General features: G+C 42.0%; 15 protein-coding genes. 4 read left to right on the forward strand and 11 right to left on the reverse strand.

Going from position 1 to position 18839, the window contains the following annotated elements; translation table 11 throughout:
* Positions 1-13 precede the first annotated feature (13 nt).
* The 3 genes from ACO6S0_RS13330 to argS all read right to left on the reverse strand — a co-directional run bounded on the left by ACO6S0_RS13330 (position 14) and on the right by argS (position 3577).
* On the reverse strand, positions 14-802 hold the full coding sequence (locus ACO6S0_RS13330) for a phosphatidylinositol-specific phospholipase C/glycerophosphodiester phosphodiesterase family protein (RefSeq protein WP_422348852.1): 789 nt from the start codon (positions 800-802) through the stop codon (positions 14-16).
* Positions 803-980: 178 nt separating this feature from the next.
* The gene (locus ACO6S0_RS13335; protein WP_422348853.1) at positions 981-1799 is read right to left on the reverse strand and encodes a zinc-dependent peptidase; all 819 of its coding nucleotides are present in this window, start codon (positions 1797-1799) and stop codon (positions 981-983) included.
* Positions 1799-3577: an arginine--tRNA ligase gene (argS, locus tag ACO6S0_RS13340; protein WP_422348854.1), complete on the reverse strand. Its 1779-nt coding sequence runs from the start codon at positions 3575-3577 to the stop codon at positions 1799-1801. The genes ACO6S0_RS13335 and argS overlap by 1 nt, the downstream gene beginning before the upstream one ends.
* A gap of 106 nt (positions 3578-3683) precedes the next feature.
* Here argS and ACO6S0_RS13345 point away from each other — a divergent pair, with 106 nt between their 5' ends.
* The 3 genes from ACO6S0_RS13345 (at position 3684) to ACO6S0_RS13355 (ending at position 7302) form a co-directional block, all read left to right on the forward strand.
* Positions 3684-4109, forward strand: coding sequence for a hypothetical protein (locus tag ACO6S0_RS13345; protein WP_422348855.1), 426 nt, complete (start codon positions 3684-3686; stop codon positions 4107-4109).
* A 226-nt stretch (positions 4110-4335) separates the two neighbouring features.
* Positions 4336-5820 (forward strand): carboxypeptidase-like regulatory domain-containing protein, encoded by a 1485-nt coding sequence (locus tag ACO6S0_RS13350; protein ID WP_422348856.1) that lies wholly within the window; start codon positions 4336-4338, stop codon positions 5818-5820.
* Positions 5821-5964: 144 nt separating this feature from the next.
* Positions 5965-7302 (forward strand): IPT/TIG domain-containing protein, encoded by a 1338-nt coding sequence (locus tag ACO6S0_RS13355; RefSeq protein ID WP_422348857.1) that lies wholly within the window; start codon positions 5965-5967, stop codon positions 7300-7302.
* Positions 7303-7356: 54 nt separating this feature from the next.
* On the opposite strand, the gene ACO6S0_RS13360 is transcribed toward ACO6S0_RS13355, so the two are convergent.
* The 7 genes from ACO6S0_RS13360 to ACO6S0_RS13390 form a co-directional block, all read right to left on the reverse strand.
* Entirely contained in the window at positions 7357-8277 is a 921-nt protein-coding gene (locus tag ACO6S0_RS13360; protein ID WP_422348858.1) for a hypothetical protein, read from the reverse strand.
* Between the two features lie 62 nt (positions 8278-8339).
* Positions 8340-9272, reverse strand: a complete 933-nt coding sequence (ctlX, locus tag ACO6S0_RS13365; protein WP_422348859.1) for a citrulline utilization hydrolase CtlX — start codon at positions 9270-9272, stop codon at positions 8340-8342.
* 92 nt (positions 9273-9364) lie between these two features.
* On the reverse strand, positions 9365-11200 hold the full coding sequence (locus tag ACO6S0_RS13370) for an FAD-dependent oxidoreductase (RefSeq protein WP_422348860.1): 1836 nt from the start codon (positions 11198-11200) through the stop codon (positions 9365-9367).
* A 5-nt stretch (positions 11201-11205) separates the two neighbouring features.
* The gene (locus ACO6S0_RS13375; RefSeq protein WP_422348861.1) at positions 11206-12309 is read right to left on the reverse strand and encodes a glycoside hydrolase family 10 protein; all 1104 of its coding nucleotides are present in this window, start codon (positions 12307-12309) and stop codon (positions 11206-11208) included.
* Between the two features lie 11 nt (positions 12310-12320).
* Entirely contained in the window at positions 12321-13475 is a 1155-nt protein-coding gene (locus ACO6S0_RS13380; protein ID WP_422348862.1) for an AGE family epimerase/isomerase, read from the reverse strand.
* A gap of 5 nt (positions 13476-13480) precedes the next feature.
* Positions 13481-14443: a DUF4434 domain-containing protein gene (locus ACO6S0_RS13385; RefSeq protein ID WP_422348863.1), complete on the reverse strand. Its 963-nt coding sequence runs from the start codon at positions 14441-14443 to the stop codon at positions 13481-13483.
* The gene (locus tag ACO6S0_RS13390) at positions 14444-16273 is read right to left on the reverse strand and encodes a sodium:solute symporter family protein (RefSeq protein WP_422348864.1); all 1830 of its coding nucleotides are present in this window, start codon (positions 16271-16273) and stop codon (positions 14444-14446) included.
* Between the two features lie 323 nt (positions 16274-16596).
* On the opposite strand from ACO6S0_RS13390, the gene ACO6S0_RS13395 reads away from it, so the two are divergent.
* Positions 16597-17628 (forward strand): substrate-binding domain-containing protein, encoded by a 1032-nt coding sequence (locus tag ACO6S0_RS13395; RefSeq protein ID WP_422348865.1) that lies wholly within the window; start codon positions 16597-16599, stop codon positions 17626-17628.
* An 11-nt stretch (positions 17629-17639) separates the two neighbouring features.
* Here the strand turns inward: ACO6S0_RS13395 and ACO6S0_RS13400 are convergent, their stop codons facing one another.
* Complete coding sequence (locus ACO6S0_RS13400) at positions 17640-18554, reverse strand: dimethylarginine dimethylaminohydrolase family protein (protein ID WP_422348866.1); 915 nt, start codon at positions 18552-18554, stop codon at positions 17640-17642.
* Between the last annotated feature and the right edge of the window lie 285 nt (positions 18555-18839).

Raw genomic sequence — 18839 nt, forward strand, 5'->3', positions numbered from 1 at the left:
CGGGAACCTTAATTTATCTATGTTGGGACGGCACTTTCTTTTTAAGATAGGCCTGTACCTCCTCCGGTTTATCCGTGTTGATATAGTTTACTCCCCAAGATATTAATTGATCCCAAGCGTTTTCTGTATCAGGTGTTGCCCAAAAACGAATAGGTTTAGAAAACTTACGGGCAGCTTCCACAAATCCGTTCACCTTTTTTTCATCCTTTTCCGAAATGCCTTCTTTCCCGTTCCACTTGGAGAAATTCCTAAAACTGGTGCTGATCATAGCCACTTTAGGCCACATCTGTTCTGGCATTCCTGAAATGTCTTGACAATCAAACAGGATAAAATCCGGATAGTTGGCATAGTCCGTCTCATGAGGACGATTTCCAGAGATAATAATGGAAACTCCTGTTTTGTTGTAAGGCTTTAAATAAGACTTGTATTTTTCCAAAAGCTCAACGATAGCCTTAAGTGATGTATAGGCTTCCGACTTAACATCAATCATCAATTGAAAATCCAAAGATTCTTGCCCATACATTTGATTTGCTCTTTGTAGCGGTAGCAAATAGACAGTTTCCAAGGTTCTTTCAGGAAGGATATTTTCTTCTTCATGGGCCACAAAAAGCTTGCCTTCAACTAAGAACACATCTGCTTCAATGGATTTCGCGCCAGCGGAAAAAGCACCCCAAAAGGGAATTCGTTGTTCATAATCGTTATGGGAGTGAATACCGGTATTTTTCTGGGCAATTCCAACGCTAAGGATGCACTGAAAAAACAGGAGTGCAACCCAAGTCGCATGTTGATAATAATTCGTCAATTCGAGTGGTTTTTTAGGGTTATACCCTGAAAAATTATATCGAGAATTGGAATTTTAAAATAAAACCCTTGTTCTCGATACTTTTTCCTTCTGAAAAAACTCGAACTGACGGTTTTTTGTATCACGGAAGCTACAAATTTGCAACGGGCTAGTACAATCTGTGTCAGTCTCATATATGTCAAATCAATTCCATATTGAACATCCTTTTAACGGTATCGTATAACTCAGCAAACTCGGATTTAAATTGCTTTGGGCTTTCCACAAAATTCTCCGCCATTACGGCAAAGAATTCATAGAAGTTGGTCATACCATAGTCTCTAAAGTAGTCCGTGTTTGATAGCTTGTCTTGAAACTCCCTAGATTCAAATATGTTTTTGATTTGTATCAAACCCACCTTGAACCTCCGAGCTTCCCAGGAAGCTTTTTTTCTGGTTTCGAACATCAAGGCATGCGCCACTTCATGAATGCCAAGATTCCTGTTGTCATTGGGTATACGAAATCCCTTGGCCAAGTCCTCCGCAGAAAAAACCAAGATTCTCAAGTTTGGATTGTATTCTCCAATATGATGACTTTTCCCAATTCTGGAGTAATATTTATCTGGATAAATGATAATTCTTGAAATAGACCTCTCAAACCTAAAATCGTTCATTCCCATGGTCAACAAAATGGCCGAGGCAGATACATACGCCTTAATTTCCTCCTTGTTCTCTATATCGCCATAGAAGACAAAGGGTTTTTTGGATTTAAACCAGGCAAAGCGTTTTAAAAAGGTCTTGCGTTCCTTATCATTATATTGTCGATAGGGCAATAGAAAACTACTGATGAAATTTCGTTCCCGCGCCGTAATCCGTCGAACAGGATGAAGTACATTGTAAAAAGTGAATCGTTCACCAAAAAATTGCTGATAACCTACCCGGGCAAAAACATACAGCAAACCAACCGCCAAAACCAATGCAGCGATTTCTTTTTGTGTTGGTGTAAGCCCTAGTCCATCCATTACATCCGTTCGGGAACATCTATCCCCAAAAGCCTAAAGGCCGACTGGATGACCTCCCCTACTTTGCTGGACAACAGTACCCTAAAATGCTTTTTGTTTTCGTCAGGTTCTCCCAAAATGGAAACCTGCTGATAGAAGGAGTTGAACTCCTTTACGAGGTCGTATGTATAATTGGCAATTAATGCCGGACTATAATTTTCCGCTGCCAATTGTACCGTTTCCGGAAACAGCTGAATTTGTTTGAGTAATTCCTTCTCCTTTTCGTGCAAGCCCAAAGAGGTCTCGACTGCGCTCGACCCGACATCTTCCGCTTTCCGCAAAATCGATTGGATCCGAGCATAGGTGTATTGAATAAACGGCCCGGTATTCCCTTGAAAATCCACCGACTCTTCCGGGTTAAACAGGATTCGTTTTTTGGGATCCACCTTTAGAATATAATATTTAAGTGCCCCAAGTCCAATTGTGCGGTACAGCTTTTTTCTCTCTTCTTCGGAGTAACCGTCCAATTTGCCCAACTCTTTGGAGATCTCCTCTGCGGTTTCCTCCATACTGCTGATCAAGTCGTCCGCATCCACCACGGTGCCTTCCCTACTCTTCATCTTTCCACTGGGTAGATCCACCATTCCGTAGCTCAAGTGGTACAATTGCTGTGCCCACTGGTACCCCAATTTTTTAAGGATAAGGAAAAGTACCCTAAAGTGATAGTCCTGCTCGTTGCCAACCGTGTAAACCAACCCTTTGATGTCCGGAAAATCGGTTACCCGTTGAATGGCCGTACCAATATCCTGGGTCATATACACTGCTGTGCCGTCTGATCGTAGTACAATCTTCTCATCCAAACCTTCATCGGTAAGATCTATCCAAACACTTCCATCTTCTTTTTTAAAGAAAACGCCACGCTCCAAACCATCCTTTACCACATCCCTGCCCAAAAGATAGGTATCACTTTCATAGTACAAGGTGTCAAAATCAACTCCAAGATTTTTATAGGTTATATCAAACCCATCATAAACCCAGCCATTCATTTTTTTCCATAGCGCAACGGTATCAGCATCCCCTGATTCCCATTTCCGAAGCATTTCTTGGGCGTCCAACAAAATGGGTGCTTCCTTATCAGCTTGTTCTTTGGAAGTTCCTTTATTTACCAACTCGGCAATCTGGGCTTTATAGGCCTGATCAAAGGCTACATAATATTTCCCCACCAAATGATCCCCCTTTAATCCTGATGACTCTGGGGTTTCACCATCACCAAACTTCTGCCAGGCCAGCATGCTTTTGCAGATATGGATTCCACGATCATTGATGATCTGGGTCTTGTACACTTTCTTTCCGGCGGCCTTTAAAATTTCCGAAACCGAATATCCAAGTAGATTGTTTCGGATGTGGCCCAAATGCAAAGGCTTATTGGTGTTGGGGGAAGAATATTCCACCATCACGGCATCTTCTGATGCTGTTTTTACATATCCATAGTCCTTTTGGTCTACTATGGAATTGAAAAAGTCAAGATAATAACCGTCTTCGACCACAAGATTCAAAAAACCCTTGACCACGTTGAATTTGGCCACCTCATTGACATGTTCCTGCAGATATTCGCCAATCTTGTTCCCAATTTCAACAGGGTTGCCTTTTACAAAGCGTAACATGGGAAAAACAACCACGGTAATATCTCCTTCAAAATCTTTTCGGGTAGGTTGAAATTCAACGGTTGGTAGTTCCACTTGGTACAACTCCCCCACCGCTTTGATCACACTTTGTGAAATAACTTTTTGCAAACTCATGTATCTGGGCTTTTCAGCCAGCAAAACTACATATTTTTTGTACGTTTCCACCAAGAATAATGGGCTTTGCTCCTAACAAACCCAACGATTTTGGTTAATTTTAAAGATGCTTTTGAACGTCTCCTACAACGACAAATCCAGAACACAAAAGATTGATACCGCAGTTGGGAAGCCCTTTTCATTAAAAGAGCGATGGGCATTGGGTGGCATTGGTTCCCCTAAACTTTTTATTACTGAAACCAGTATGGAAATCCAAAACCTGCTGATTCTGGACAACAATTTGAATACCTGCAACATTGAGATTCGTCCCAAAGGCATCATTGTCCGCTTCCGATCCCTCTTGGAAACCTATGGGTTGATCATCCCGTATTACAAGCTCAAAATATACAAGGGGGATTTGGCAGTTTATTCGATCTACAAAGACCATTATTTCATCAAGGTCAAATCTGACACCAAGGCTGTCCAGAAATTTTTTAAAAAACTGTTGGACCATAAAGCGGACAACACCCCAACTTCCATTGAAGACCTATAAAAACTTCTTTATTCAATAAAAAGGGAGGGAATGCAAAAAACATTTGTGCAAATTGCAAAATACATGTCCATATAAATGATAATGGGATTAAACAGTCACATCGAGCGCAGTCGAGATGTCTTATCTGGAACAATCCTTGTTACATCTTCCCCTGTAATTCGTCTTAAAATAGATGCAACCTTTTTGCCTTAATGGTTGTCTATATTATGACATCAAACTCAAACCCATGACTCAATCCAAAGTTGCACTCGCACTTTCCTTCTTCATAACTCTAGTTTTTTCAGGCATGGCCCAGACTGTGAGTTCCCGACTTGTTGACACCAAAACCCAGAAGGGAATTCCCTACGCCACTGTCCAATACGGGGAACATCAGGGTGTGATTACCAATGAAGAGGGTCGTTTCAGCTTTATTTTGGACGAAACCATCGCCCCTGATTCCATTTATATCTCCTCCATGGGTTATCAGAAAAAGGGCTTTAGCTTGCAACAACTGCAAGACAGTATCATTGCCATCTCTCCCAAGGCCATAGAACTCACAGGGGTCTATCTCTTTGATAAGGAATTGACCGTTGATGAAATTATGGAACGTGTAGAAGAACGACTACCCACCAATTACAACAAGAAGCCCTTAAAACAGCGTTTCTTTTTGAGGCAGTCCAGTTTTAACACGCTTCAGAAAATGGACATCGAATTCAAAAAATCCACGATTGCGGAACTGGACAAGCATTTGATAGACAGCATCGTGTCCATTCTCCCAAGAAACTCGGCCTATTATACCGAAACTTTGGGCGATTACTATAAAAACGGGGAGGAAAACAAACTGGAAATCATAAAGGCCGCCGAATTGTATGACAAAAGCAATGAGGGATCCATGGAAGCTCTATCAGATAAAATGGAAGCCATTTTTAGAGCCAATGTAAAACCGAATTCTTATTTGAAGATCAAATCAGGGATTTTTGGGGAAAAAGTGCCGGTGGATTCCATTCTGGAAAATGAGGACGAGGCCGCTGAAATCCAAGAGGAACTCAAAAAACCAGAAAAAAACTACTTTTTGGGTAACCGCAAGCATATTTTGAGCGAAATCACCGAGCAGTTTTTTGGAAAGTCCAAATTGGATGTGGTTAAAAAATTGAACCGTTATGAGTATGAACTTTTGGGCTATTCCGAGTTGGATAACCAAGGAGTTTACGTAGTGGGCTTTGCCCCGAAGCGAAGTGCTGATTTTCAAGGGAAGCTTTTTGTGAACATTGAGGATTTTGCCATTATGCGTATGGACTATGAAAATGTAAAGACCATACGCAGCATTAAGTTATTGGGTTTTAGCTATCAAGAACTCAAATATTTTGGTAGCACGGTTTTTTCCAAGTTTGATGGAGACAAATACCAGCTCAAGTTCATGAATTTCACTTTTGGACGCAAAATGGGAGTGGACAGACCGCTAAAAGTGATTGAGAAGAACAAACACGTTAAAGGCCGAAGAAAACAGAACGAACTCTCCCTGGCTCTTGACCTGGTCAATTACAACACCGAAAAATACGAATTGGTGGTCTATGATTCCGATACCGTCTCCAAAACTGATTTTGAAGCCTTGGAAGAGGATGAAACCGTAAAGGCCACTTACTTATCGGCCTATAATCCAGAGTTTTGGAAGGGCTATACCATTATGGAACCAAATAGGGCCATCAGGGAGTTTACGGTTAAGGAGGAGTAAATTTCCACCCTGCTGGCTTGATGTATATGTCAAAAAGCATGGCATTTCGTAGATCCGTCAACCCAAAACGGTCATCCATCAATTAGTACCCTCCATTTACAAATCACCACACTTTCTTTATCCCAAATTTTAAATTCTTAAGTTATGGGAAAGAAAACCCCACTTTGCTTGTGCCTATTATTTATAGGCCTTTTGATTTTGTCCTGTCAAGATGAATCCCCCAAGGACACTGCTGCAGTCAATTTACCTTACATCTCCGGTTTCAGTCCGTCTGAAGGAAAAGCTGGCAAGACCACTGTTAACATTAGTGGTGGAAACTATGAAATATCAGCTGAGGAAATCACGGTGAAATTTGAAGGTATTGTTGCTAAAATAAATGCTGTGTCCGAAAACGGAATTGAAGTTGTTGTTCCTGAAAATGCACAGTCTGGTCGTATTAGCCTGATTTCCGACAACAACATCAGCTTCTCCACAAAAGACTTCACGGTTATTGAGACCCCAGAACCGAAAATCAAAAAATTTGATCCTGGATTTGGTAGTACCGGAACAACGGTCACTATATATGGAAAGAACTTTGGTGCCACTCCAGAAGAAAATTTGGTAAAATTCAATGGAATTGAAGCCACAGTTACGGAAATTACGGACGACGGCTTAAAAGTTGTTGTCCCTGAAGGAGATGTGCATGGCTTTATTACAGTAAGAGTTGATGATATAACAGGAACAAGTTCCTATTATTTTGGCAAGGAACTATCCTTTTCCGGTTTCGAACCTGCTGAAAGTTTTGCTGGACAGACCGTTACCTTAAGTGGCGGTAACTTTCTTTCCGCAGTACCCCTATCCATCTATTTCAGTGACCTTCAAGCAAGTATCCAAAGTATTACTGATGACCAAATCGAGGTGGTAGTTCCAGAGAATGTTATGGACGGGCCAATTACGCTTTCCACTCCTGGACAGTCCATCGTTAGTGACAAAGATTTTTTAGTGATCCCTCCTCCAACCATAACACAAATTGACCCTCTTGAAGGGCCAATAGGTGCCAAGATAACTATTACAGGTACCGAATTTGATCAAGGAACCATTGCAGTTTCATTCAATGGTGTAGAAGCCGAAGTCACATCTTCCACAGATGCGCAAATTGAGGTTACCGTACCCATGGAAGCAACCACTGGGCCAATAGAGGTGAACATAGGTGGTCAAATCGCCACTAGCGAACAAAACTTTATTGTTATTCCTCCTCCAGTAATAGAAACCATAGAACCCATGCAGGGAACCCCTGGTACGGAAGTTACCATTACCGGTTCTGGTTTCTCCCATGGCACGCTCACCGTGGATTTCAATGGTACAGCAGCTGTCATTTCAGATTTTTCAGATACCAGTATCACCGTGACTGTTCCTGATGGCTGTGAAACGGGACCCATCAATGTAGATGTGGATGGGCAAAGCACCCAAAGTGAAAGTGATTTTGAGGTAGAAGTTCCATAAACCCTGCCTAGATTTTAATGAAAGGGTCGCAATGCGGCCCTTTTTAGATCTTCTTCAATCCTTTAAGTTGTTGGACTGCTGTTCATACTTCCAGCGCAACTTCCTAAACTCAGTAACATAAATATGGGTACTTTTCCCTTTTAAGCTATCACTGCTTGTGTAATATAGATATTTGCCATCTTTGGTCAAATAAGGATAAAGGTCACTACCGGAAGTGTTCAGTTCTACCATATTTTGAGGTTGTGTCCAAGCGTTGTCCTGCTTAAAACTAATATAGAGGTCACCATAGGGCGAAACGTTGGTCTCCCGCTGGGAAGCCTCAAAAATAATCAGGTTGCCTTTGTCATTGACCTCTAAGTTCCATTCGCCAAAGGACGAGTTAAGGGTATTTCCCATGTTCATCGGTGGTTGTAACTCCCCATCTTTCAATTTGGACACATATAAATCTCCCTGGCCATAACCTCCAGGTCGGTCCGAGGCAAAAAAGAGGTTGCCTTCCCCATCTGTTCGCGGGCTGTATTCCGTTTTTTCAGAATTTATGGGATAGGGTAAAATCATGGGGGTTCCCCATGCACCTTTTTCATTTCTAGCCACACTCCAAATGTCCGCAGATCTAGTTGCGTTAGCTGATGGCCTATTGGAAATAAAATACAGCGTATTGCCATCTATGGTCAAGTGCGGGTCACTGTCGTCATGGGTTCCTGAAAATGAAGCTACTTTAGGAGTAGACCATTTGCCATTTTTCTTTTTAGCATGGTAAATGGTACTTTTTATATCCCCACTGCCCCATGCTTGTTCACTTCTGGCAAAATAGATTTCCGTGTCGTCTGAAGAAAATGTACAGGAATACTCAACGGCTTTTGTCGAAATGTTACCCGGTTCAAACTTGACAATACCTTTTGGGTTGGTGCATCCAATACATAGAGACGCCCCTAAAACCAGTAATGCTGTGCTAAGTTTACTTGGACTTTCCATATTGAACCCTGGCTTATATTAGAGCTCAATCAAGATACGAAATGAACTGTTATCTGACCGTCTTAACTTTTAGGCAAAAAAACCTCAGCCATCATACAACGGGCCGAGCCACCTCCACAGGTTTCAATCCAATGCAAATCACTATAGATAATGGGTCCACGCTTTTCTATGGTCTTAAGCTGAGATGGTGTTAAACTTTGGTAGGCATCCGCACTCATGACCATATAGGATTGGTTATCAGCTCCTTTAACCTGAAGCATATTCCCTGCAAAATGGGTTACCTGCTCCTCCGTGATGGCAACAATTTCCTTCCCATCTGCCTTTAAATGGTTCACCACATTTTTGCGCTCTTTTTTGTCATCTATGCTATCCAAACAGATTACGGCCAAATCTTCTCCCAAAGCCATCATCACATTGGTATGGTAAATGGCCATACGTTCCCCATTCACGGTCTGGTTGGCGGTAAAGATTACCGGGGTATACTCAAAGTCCTCACAGAATTCGATAAAAAGCTCCTCATTCGCGCGTGGGGACAAGGCGCAATACGCTTTTTTGTTCACTCGATCCATTAAAATACTGCCGGTGCCCTCCAAAAAAAGATTTTCAGCCTCTGCTGAGGAATAGTCCACTACATTTTCAATGGCAAATCCTTTTTCTTCCAAGGTTTCCAAAACGGCTTCCCTACGTTCCCTTCTCCTATTTTCAGCAAACATGGGATACAACGCGGTTGTACCATTAGCATGAAAGGATATCCAATTGTTGGGGAAATGGGCATCCGGAGTATCATCGGCTTCCACTGCATTGACCACTACAACATTGACGCCTTTGTCCCTTAGTTTTTCGACAAAAGCATCAAACTCAGACTGGGCTTTTTCCAAAAGCTCGGCTTCGCTTAAATCTACGTTGGACTTTTGATAATAATTGTTCACGGCCGTTTCCTCATTGGAGCGAAAGGTGGCCGGACGAACCATTAAAATGGTATTGGTAATCTGCATTGCTCGCTTATCTTTTCTTTTTATTTGCAAGGGTAAATATACGTGCAATTGCAACAATTTTAGGCAAGAAAAAGTCTCAATAAAGACTTTTTTTATCTGAAATTTCCGTGAAAATCCACCTCAATCCCAAAGGGATTTAACATCTTGTCCACCAGAACACTAACTGTACGTCGGTCAAGTTGTGTAGATATGGAAAATGGGATTTCAATGCCTTCTGAATCCCAAATTTCCTTAATGGCATCCAAGGTGATTCCTTTATTAACCTTGTTTAAGGTTGTTGCCAGGAACAGCGGGGTAACACCTGCTCCAGAAGCATGTTCATTCTTTAACTTCGGATATAGGGGCAACAGGCCATTTTTCAACTCAAATTCCGAGACAATCCTTTCAGGATAAAACCAGGTCTCGTTGGCCCATTTGTAAGGTATCCCAAATCCCTTGAGAATCCCTGTAGCTCCTATTCGCTGTATGGCTCCAAAGGCGTTATCATCTGGTGCAACATCAACATACGGCATGATATAGGCTTTGGTCTCCAATAGTGCTTGCTGTACTTGCCTAATGGAGACATCCGCTGTAGTTGTTTGCTTTTTTACCGCTATGGCCGCAATGGTTCCTGCAGCCTGTCCAATACCCAAGACCACAGGTTGCAACCGAGTGGTTCCATTGACTATGTTGGACACACTGATGTTCTTATCAGAAACCAAAAAGTTATCTACCTGTTCCGGAACCAAACTGCCCATGGGAATGGAGTACGACGGAACCTTGATGTTGATGAATTCGATTTTTGGAGCATCTGGATTCTTATCATGATGATGGTCAATAGGGTAATCCCCAACAGCCACGCCAGTTCTATACAGTTTAAAATCATAGGGGCGCTCCAAATGATCCACGACCAAAAAGGTTTTTCCCTTGGCCCTTCTCCCCTCTCTGTGGTACGGAATCATTGGGAAATTGTCTTTAGTGGGAAATTCATTGGCCAATCTTAAATTTTTGTAGCCCAATTCATTTTGGATATAGTACACAAACCCTTGGGTAAAATCCTTTGCCTGCTTCAATGCTTCTTCTTGCTGGTCTTGGGTCATTTCCTGCCAATCCACAAAAAAGTCGTTCCCACAATTGGGCCAGTTGATCATGTATTTGTCATTCGGCAATTTCCCATAGGTCAACATTTGATCACAATCCGCTACGGAGCCAAACATTTCACCTCCCTCTCGTTTGCAGGCACAGGTATAGGCATCAGCGTTGTAGTTTTTTGGTTTTTTTACAAGGCCTCTGCGATTTTTTTCATCCCCAACATCCTTTAGGATGGCTACATAGGTTAAATCCTGTACTATGGAATTGGCATTTTCAGGTGCTTCCTTTTCCCCAGTATCCGCTTTGGAATCCATTCCCAAACGAAAATTGGCCCCAACCAAGGGCAGCAGTTCCCCCGTTTCGGTAGCATCAATTAGAATGGAAGCCTTGGTCGAAAATGATTTGCCCTTCTTTTTATACCGCACCAGCCACTTGTCTTCCATTTTTTCGATACGATCAAAGCTGGCCTTGTACTCAATTTCTAGATTGTCAAGGTTGGCCATTTCTGTTAAAATCGACTTCCCTACGGAGGGTTCAAAAAGAGTGTGACTGACCCATCCCGTAGCAACAGCCTTGGGTCCTCCATAATAATCATATAGTTTTTGGCGGAATTCGCCCCAAATCCCCGATGGCATTTTGTGATTTCCGTCTATTGCCGAAACTCCCGCAGAGGTGAGCATCCCCCCTAACCACGAGGTTTTTTCAATAATCTGAACCTTGGCACCCATACGTGCTGCTTGGATTCCGGCGGACGTGCCTCCAGCTCCTCCACCGACAATAACTATATCTACTTCCTTTTGTGCATTGGCGAGAACAAAAGCCATGCTAAAAACGATAAGTCCAATGATTTTTTTCATTCGATCTACAATTTTGGATATACTGATTTGAAGAAAGCGTCATGGTCCTTTAAGCCTTCATAAAAAAAGAATACTTCACCCTGCAAACCCATATCTCTATTGGTTTTAATCATTCTTTTTAAAAATCGCTTGGAAGGTGAATAATCCCCAACTTTTAATAACACCCCAGGCACAAATAGGTTCTTTTTGTCCTTGGGCATAAACTCTAAGTTAGCTTCCAGTGTTGAACGATATGCTTTCCTATTGTATCGATAAACCTGCGGGATAATTTGATCTACCCATCCATTTTGCACCCAGGTTGGCCAATCTTGAAGGTATTCCTCCTTGCTCCATGGAAAAATACTTGGAGCCATGGTCACTTGGACATCCGAATTGATGTCTTTGACCGTTTTATAAATCTTCTCAGCAAATAGGTTTAGTCTCTTCGCTCGCCAATCAACCCAAGAGCTATCCCTGTAGTCTTTGGGAGGGAGCTGATTGTTGTGTTCCTTTTTATATTCCGAGACAGTATAGGTATCATAACCCGAGGTGGAAGGGTTGGCCGGAAGTCTATCATCCCCTTGCACTCCATCGATATCATATTTTTTAACCACCTCAACAATCAAGGACAATAAAAAATCCTGAACTTCTGGATCAAACGCGTTCATCCATTGAAATCCATTTTTGGATACCAGATTTCCATCCACATCGATGGCTTTCCATTCTGGTTTTTTCCGCAGGATGTGTCCCCCATCTTCCTCTTGATAACTGGAAGAGAATCCAAACTCAAACCAGGCGTGTACTTGCAAACCTTCCTTGTGTGCTTCATCTATTAGGGCCCGTAGCACATCAAATTTTGAAAACCTAGGAGCTACCTTGATTCCAAATTGTTCTTCCATTACCTCACTGGGGTATATCGTATATCCCCGATTCCATACCACTACATAGATGTGTTCCAATCCTATGGCCTTACATCTGGAGACGGCCTCTTGAATGCTTGCTTTGGAATCCAGTGCCGTGCTTGCCACATCGGTAAGCCATACCCCTTTTCGTGATTGCGAAAAACCAAGGCCAAAAGTCAGTACCGCGATGAATAGTATTAGATGTTTTCTACAGCTTAGTGTTTTCATTGATATTGAGCTTACCGATCCAATGCTTTTGAAATCTCATACAAAGCACGGGGCACATGAAAACAACCTTTCCATTTGCCTCCTTTTAAACGTAACAAAAGTTCTCCCGTGCGATTCAAATAACCATACCATTCCCCTCCGTTAACCGGATCCCTAAAATGATTCCAGGTATAATCATGCACTTTTTGAAACCAAGCTTCGGCCTTGGGACTTTGGTTAAAGGCGTACGTCTTGGCCAATGCCACCAAAGTTTCCAGATGTACCCACCATAATTTTTGATCCCATTCCAGTTTTTCAGGCGGATGACCTTTGGAATCCATAAAGTAAAAAATACCTCCATGAGTTTCATCCCAGCCGTTTTCCAGTTGTTGATACATGATTGCCTCCGCTTTGTTCACCAATTGCTGGTCCTTTCTTTTTAAACCAACATTCATTACAAACCACATGGCCTCGATGGCATGTCCGGGGTTTATCAACCTTCCTTCAAAACTGTCTACAAATTCACCTGTTGATGATACCTTTTCATAAACCAGACCTGTTTTGGCATCGTAGAACTGGTTCATGATTAGGTCAATAACAGCATCTGTTAATTCTTCCACCTGTTTTCCGTCCAATAGGTGTTCCAATTCCAAGGCCAAATTGCAAAGGATCATGGGCAGGGCAAAGTCCTGAAGATCTCGGGTTCCAGGGTATTTTTTGTTGTATTCCCCCTTGGGGTTGTGTTGTCTTGCCAAAATATGTTGAAAGGTGTCAAAAGCAATTTTAGCATAGGCCTCATCTCCCTCCACTTTGTAGTATTCACCAAATGCCATAGCGGCAAAACAATCCGCAAAAATGTTGTAAGGTTGCACCAAGGGCCTCCCTTTCTGATCTAGGGAGAAGTACCAATTTCCACCTTCATCTCTACCATATTTCTCCAAAAATTCGATGCCCTTTTTGGCCATTGTTTTCCAGCTTGCATTAGGGTGCAAGGAATTGTACAATTTAGAGAACATCCAAACCTGTCGTGCTTGCAGCCAAACAAATTTGTCCGTATCATATACCGTACCTTCCGGAGTCAAACAGGTAAAATAGCCTCCGTTTACCTTATCCACCGAAAATCGCTCCCAAAATGGAATGACCTGCTCCAAAAGCTCCGAACGGTATAGTTGGGCATATTTTTTCAAACTACCTACCTTTTGTTGGTTTTAAGGGAATCGTCAAAGTGCTCCATATATCGATTGTACAAATGACCTGCCTGCAAGTAGGAAGATTGCGGACTCATAAAATGGGAAAACTCAAATGTAATTGCCTTTTTACAGCCAGCCCGTTGGGCCGCTTGTATTTTCAACAACAACTTCTCAAACTTAATGGGCAGGAATTTAATGGGCATATCCCGATCAAAAGATTCAATATTGGACCAGGATTGCATTCCATAGGTATCAGCCAGTTTCTTGTTGACTACCAAATATTCTTCAAGTTCATCATAATCCACATGACCATCTTGGAAGGCTACGATATCCACCGCTCCTTTAATTCCTTGGAAAATCTCGTCCCATTCTTGGGCGTGTTCCTCCAAGGAGATTGCATTGTCTTTGGTTGTAAAACCTTCCGAAGACATTACGGCTTTTTTACCGTCAATCCAAGGGGAAATCAAAACCGGAAGATTATTGCTGACCGTTTTGCAGTGCTTGCCCAATTGCGCAATGGCCGCAATAGCACCTTTCGTCTTTCTACTTAATTCCAGACTTATGTACCATCCTTTGAAACTCTTATGGTGCCCATACATTTTAAAGGCTTCCTCAATAATTTGAAGATTCACCTCAATCTCATGGGTCATATCTCCCGTTTTCCAATACTCCCCACCATCATAGGTTCCGAAATAGAAGTCCATATCATACTTCTCCGAGAGCTCTAAAAATTGTTGGACCAAATCCACTGGAGGGGTAAAACAGGCTTTATTTTCTATAAGATATGGGGATGGATAGGCAAGGAATTTTTGATAGCCACAACGAATGAGCACCACTGTATTAATGCCCATTTGTTTCATATGCTTAAAATCAGCATCCCATTCCTTTCTGCCCCAATTCTGGTGTGGAATATCATGGCTTACTTCATCCAAAAAAGTGGCGCTAATCATTAAACCTCTATCCATCTAGTCCATATTCTTAAGGTTATCCCACCAGAATTTTTTGAGCAAATAGCTGGTCAAAATCAATATGGCGGACCAAATGACCATTTCGGTGTTTTCACGAAGCATAAAGTAGATAGGGATAACCACCTGGGCCATTTGCCAAATGATTCCCACAACCACATTAAATGTATCGCGTTTAAAATCCATGTTGGGAACAAAGGACGGGTCTTCTTGCATGACTTCCTTTTTTATGGGGCCCCAAAATCCCCAAGGTTTCGTCTGCTTGTAAAACTGTTTTACTTTTTCCCGATTTGGAAGCGGCTCCATATAGGTTCCAATGATGCAGCCCAAGAAGGAAAACAGGAATATGATAGGGAATACAAAAATGTCCACATATTCTGGGAAGAAAAACAATTTGACCGTGGACGCTATCAGTCCAAAGAGCATACCCCAGAAATATCCGTTTCCACTAAAACGCCACCAAATCCACTTCAATACGTTGGCAGCCACGTATCCGCCATACAGGGCAGAACTTAACCATAAGATCAGTTCATTTAAGGAGCTTGCATTCAATCCAAAAACAATGCCCACCATGACCATGCCCAAGGAAGACCATATGCTTAACCTAACCAAGCGCTTATCCGTTGCTCCAGGGTTGATATATTTCTTATAGATATCATTGACCAGATAGGCAGGTGCTGCATTCACAAAAGCAGCGAAAGTACCCATAAAAGCAGCCAAAAACCCAGCCAACATAAGACCCTTTAAGCCTACAGGAAGGAATTTGTTGATGGCCATGGGCAGCACTTGTTCAAAATCGATGTTCTCTCCCATTGCCAGAAGCTCAGGACCTAAATACACAAGAGACAATACCGTGAAACCAACAATCATAAAATAACGGGGAATGTAGAGCACGCAAATGGTCAAAAAGCTCATTTTGGCGGCTTCCCCAGGGGTCTTTGTGGCCAAAATCCGTTGCATATCATAGGAAGGCACAGGGCCTGCAATGGAGGCAAAAATTCCCTTGAGCACCATCAAAATAAAAAGCAGTCCAAAGAGATCAAAGCCATCTTTCGCGATTTTGGAATTCACCTGCGGAAAGGCAGCATTGCTCCAATCCAGATTCAAGTTCCAGCTGAACATTAAGTCCTTCCAGCCAGATGGGACAACCTTTTCTATTTGACCGGCATCCACCATGTTATATGCAATAATCCCAACCCCAATACAGGCTATGGTCATGATCACAAATTGCATAACCTCCGTGGCCACAACACTATGCATTCCTCCTTTCACCGTATAGAGGGAAGTGAGGCCGCAAATCAACAAAGCGTAGCTTTTTGCAGACGAAACGTGATAACCCAAAAAGTCAAAGCCCAAATCCCAAGGCAAAATGGAAGTGGAATATTTTCCTATTCCCTCAAAAAAGTAGGCGATGAATCCAAGAACACTGATAACGGCAAAAATGACGATGATGATGTGCGACAGTTTGGCTCCTTTTCCATCTCCAAAACGGAAGGTGATCCACTCAGCCCCTGTCATTACATTGGATCGTCGCATCCAAATGGCCAAGTAAACAAATACAAAAACCTGATTCCAAACAGGCCAGAGCCAAGGCAACCAAGTACTTTTAAGCCCATAGACAAACAGGATGCCAACTGTCCACATAGTTCCTGAAATATCGAACATGCCGGATGCGTTGCTCAAACCCAAATAGTACCAGGGAAGTTGGTTACCTCCCAAAAAATAGGACTCTAAATTCTTTGAAGCCCTTTTAGAAAGATAAAATCCGAGCACCAGCACTCCTATCACATAAGCAAGGACGATGGCGATATCAATGTTCGAGATTTCCATTAAGGTGCTTGATTGTTAAAGGTTGTTTGCACTACAGCTATGATTTTACTCTTAATCGAGAGAAGACCAGACTGAGCAAATCTACATTTTTTTGATATATCTCATATTGTTCACGAGCACAATTATGTATTTATTAATAGAAACGTAATTTTCATGAAATATCTTAATTTTTTATTATGGATTTTGCTTTTTTATTTATTGCTAAACGTTTATAACTTCACTACTTTGGTCCATGGATAGGAAAAGATGGATTGGATCTAACATGCCGTTCAATTCCGTTTGAAATCCTATCGGGTATTACCATTAGAACTAATTATCCTTACGTGCAGCCTAAAAAATACACACTTGAAGATATTGCCAAACTTGCCCAAGTTTCCAGAGGTACTGTGGATAGGGTAGTTAACAACAGGGGTAATGTTTCAGCAAAGGCAAGGGAGAAAGTAGAAAAGGTTCTGAAAGAAATAGACTATAAACCCAATCTGATCGCCCGATCTTTAAAACGACATAAAGACCTTACCATAGCGGTGGTTATCCCCAAGCACAATGAACAGGATATATATTGGGATCAATGCGCCCAGGGCATAGCGGAAGCAGGAAAAAAATTGACCCAATTTGGAATCATGCTCAATTATTTCCGCTATCAGAAAAGTAAAGAAAGTTTTGAAAAAATGTTGAAGGAGGCAATGCTGTTAGATCCGAGTGCGATTTTGATTGCCCCAATATTCTACGAAGAACTTAAAGCACTGTTTTCACAAGTTGAAAAGAAGGGTATTCCCATTGGGCTAATCAACACCCCAATTGAAGAAATCGACCATACGACCTTTGTGGGACAAGACTATAAAATGAGCGGAAGACTTGCCGCACAACTGATGGACCATATCATTGAGCATAGGCCCAGGCAGAAAATCCTGATTGCCCATCTTGGTGTTGATACCGACCATGCGATTCATTTGCGGGATAAAGAAAGTGGGTTTAAGGCCTATTTCAGTGAGCGCAATCCGGACTTGGAAATTGAGGCGGTTTCTTTTGGCTCCGACAACTTTCCAGAAAGTTTGGAATCCATTTTTTCAGAAATCGCTGGAATCTATGTCACCACCTCTAAGACCCATCTACTGTCAGCATATCTGAACGAGAATTCCAACATTAAAGTCATTGGCTATGATTTGGTCCCCAAAAATATAGCGCAATTGCAACAGGGTAATATCAACATCCTTTTGAACCAAAACCCAAAGATGCAAGGTGATGCTTGCATCAGTTTGCTTTCAGAACAACTACTTTACAACAATGTGGTGCCAAAGAAAAAACTATTCCCCATTGACATTGTAATGACGGAGAATTTGGAAAGCTACCTATAATTGCAACCTGTTCAGCTTCGTATCAGGGGCATGGTGCTGCAACGAAGCAGTCCTTCCTGTTTGGCAATCTCTGCGTAGGGAATTTCCTCCACGGTAAAACCTTGCTCGCGCAACCAGTTGTTCAAGCGGGTAAAGTTTTGTTCCGAAACCACAACTTCAGGTGAAATGGAAAATACATTGCTGAACATTTGATACATTTCGTCCTTGGTAATCTCAAAAATGTTCTCCTTTCCAAAATAATCCACCAACCATTGGTACTCTTCTTCCACTAAAAAGCCGTTTTTGTGTAGAATGGCCTTGTCCCTGCCCACGGGTTGAAAACAGCAATCCAGATGCAACGCATTCTCTTTGGCATTGGTATTGGATTTTCGCAGCTCAAAAGCCTTTACAGTTTTATGTGGAAATTGTGCTTTTAGGAATTCCACGGCCTCTTTGTTGGTCCGTGCCGTGATATAGTCTGGATAATCAGCTCCAGTATACGTCCCTACAAAGATGTAATCGTTCCAGGGCATCACATCCCCTCCTTCAATATGCACTTCTTCGGGAGGTCTGATAATTTTATTGGGGTCTATTTTTTCAAGTACCCCATGAATCGCCTCAAATTCGCGTTCGCGATCTGGCAGAATGTTGGAATGAAACAATTTATCTTCTATTACAAAGGCAATGTCCCTTGAGAAAATTTGGTTGCAATCTATCAACACATCAGGCCTGTAAACTGTAACTCCATGTTTGTGGAACACTTGGGCAAAAGCATCCATTTCCTTGACCATATCCGCTTCGGTTGGATACGTTCCTGCTAAAATGTGCTCCAAGGATTTTGGGTCATAAGCTTCTTCCGGTTTGGGTACTGGACCACAGCTTTCGGCCGTACCCAAGATAACCGCCTTTAATGGGCTGGTTTCATTTTCAACATGCAATTGCATCATAGTTTCAATTTTCAATTCCAAAAGGATGCGTCACTATCCGTAATGGGAGGAAATCCTCAAAAATACTATGGCAAAACTAGTGCTTTGCAAGCGATTTTCCACTTCACCAAATAGAAAATATCATAGTTGCACAGGGGCTTTTTGGAACAGTAAATGCTAAATCCCTTAGTTTTATTTAACTAGTTGATTATTAGTATATTGTATTTGATTTATTTTCAAAAATTCCTGTTCAAACCTACCTTAAATACTTGGGATAATACTAACTTTAAATGAAGAAACAGTCCT

The sequence above is a fragment of the Flagellimonas sp. genome, from assembly GCF_965233845.1.
Lineage (GTDB): Bacteria > Bacteroidota > Bacteroidia > Flavobacteriales > Flavobacteriaceae > Flagellimonas.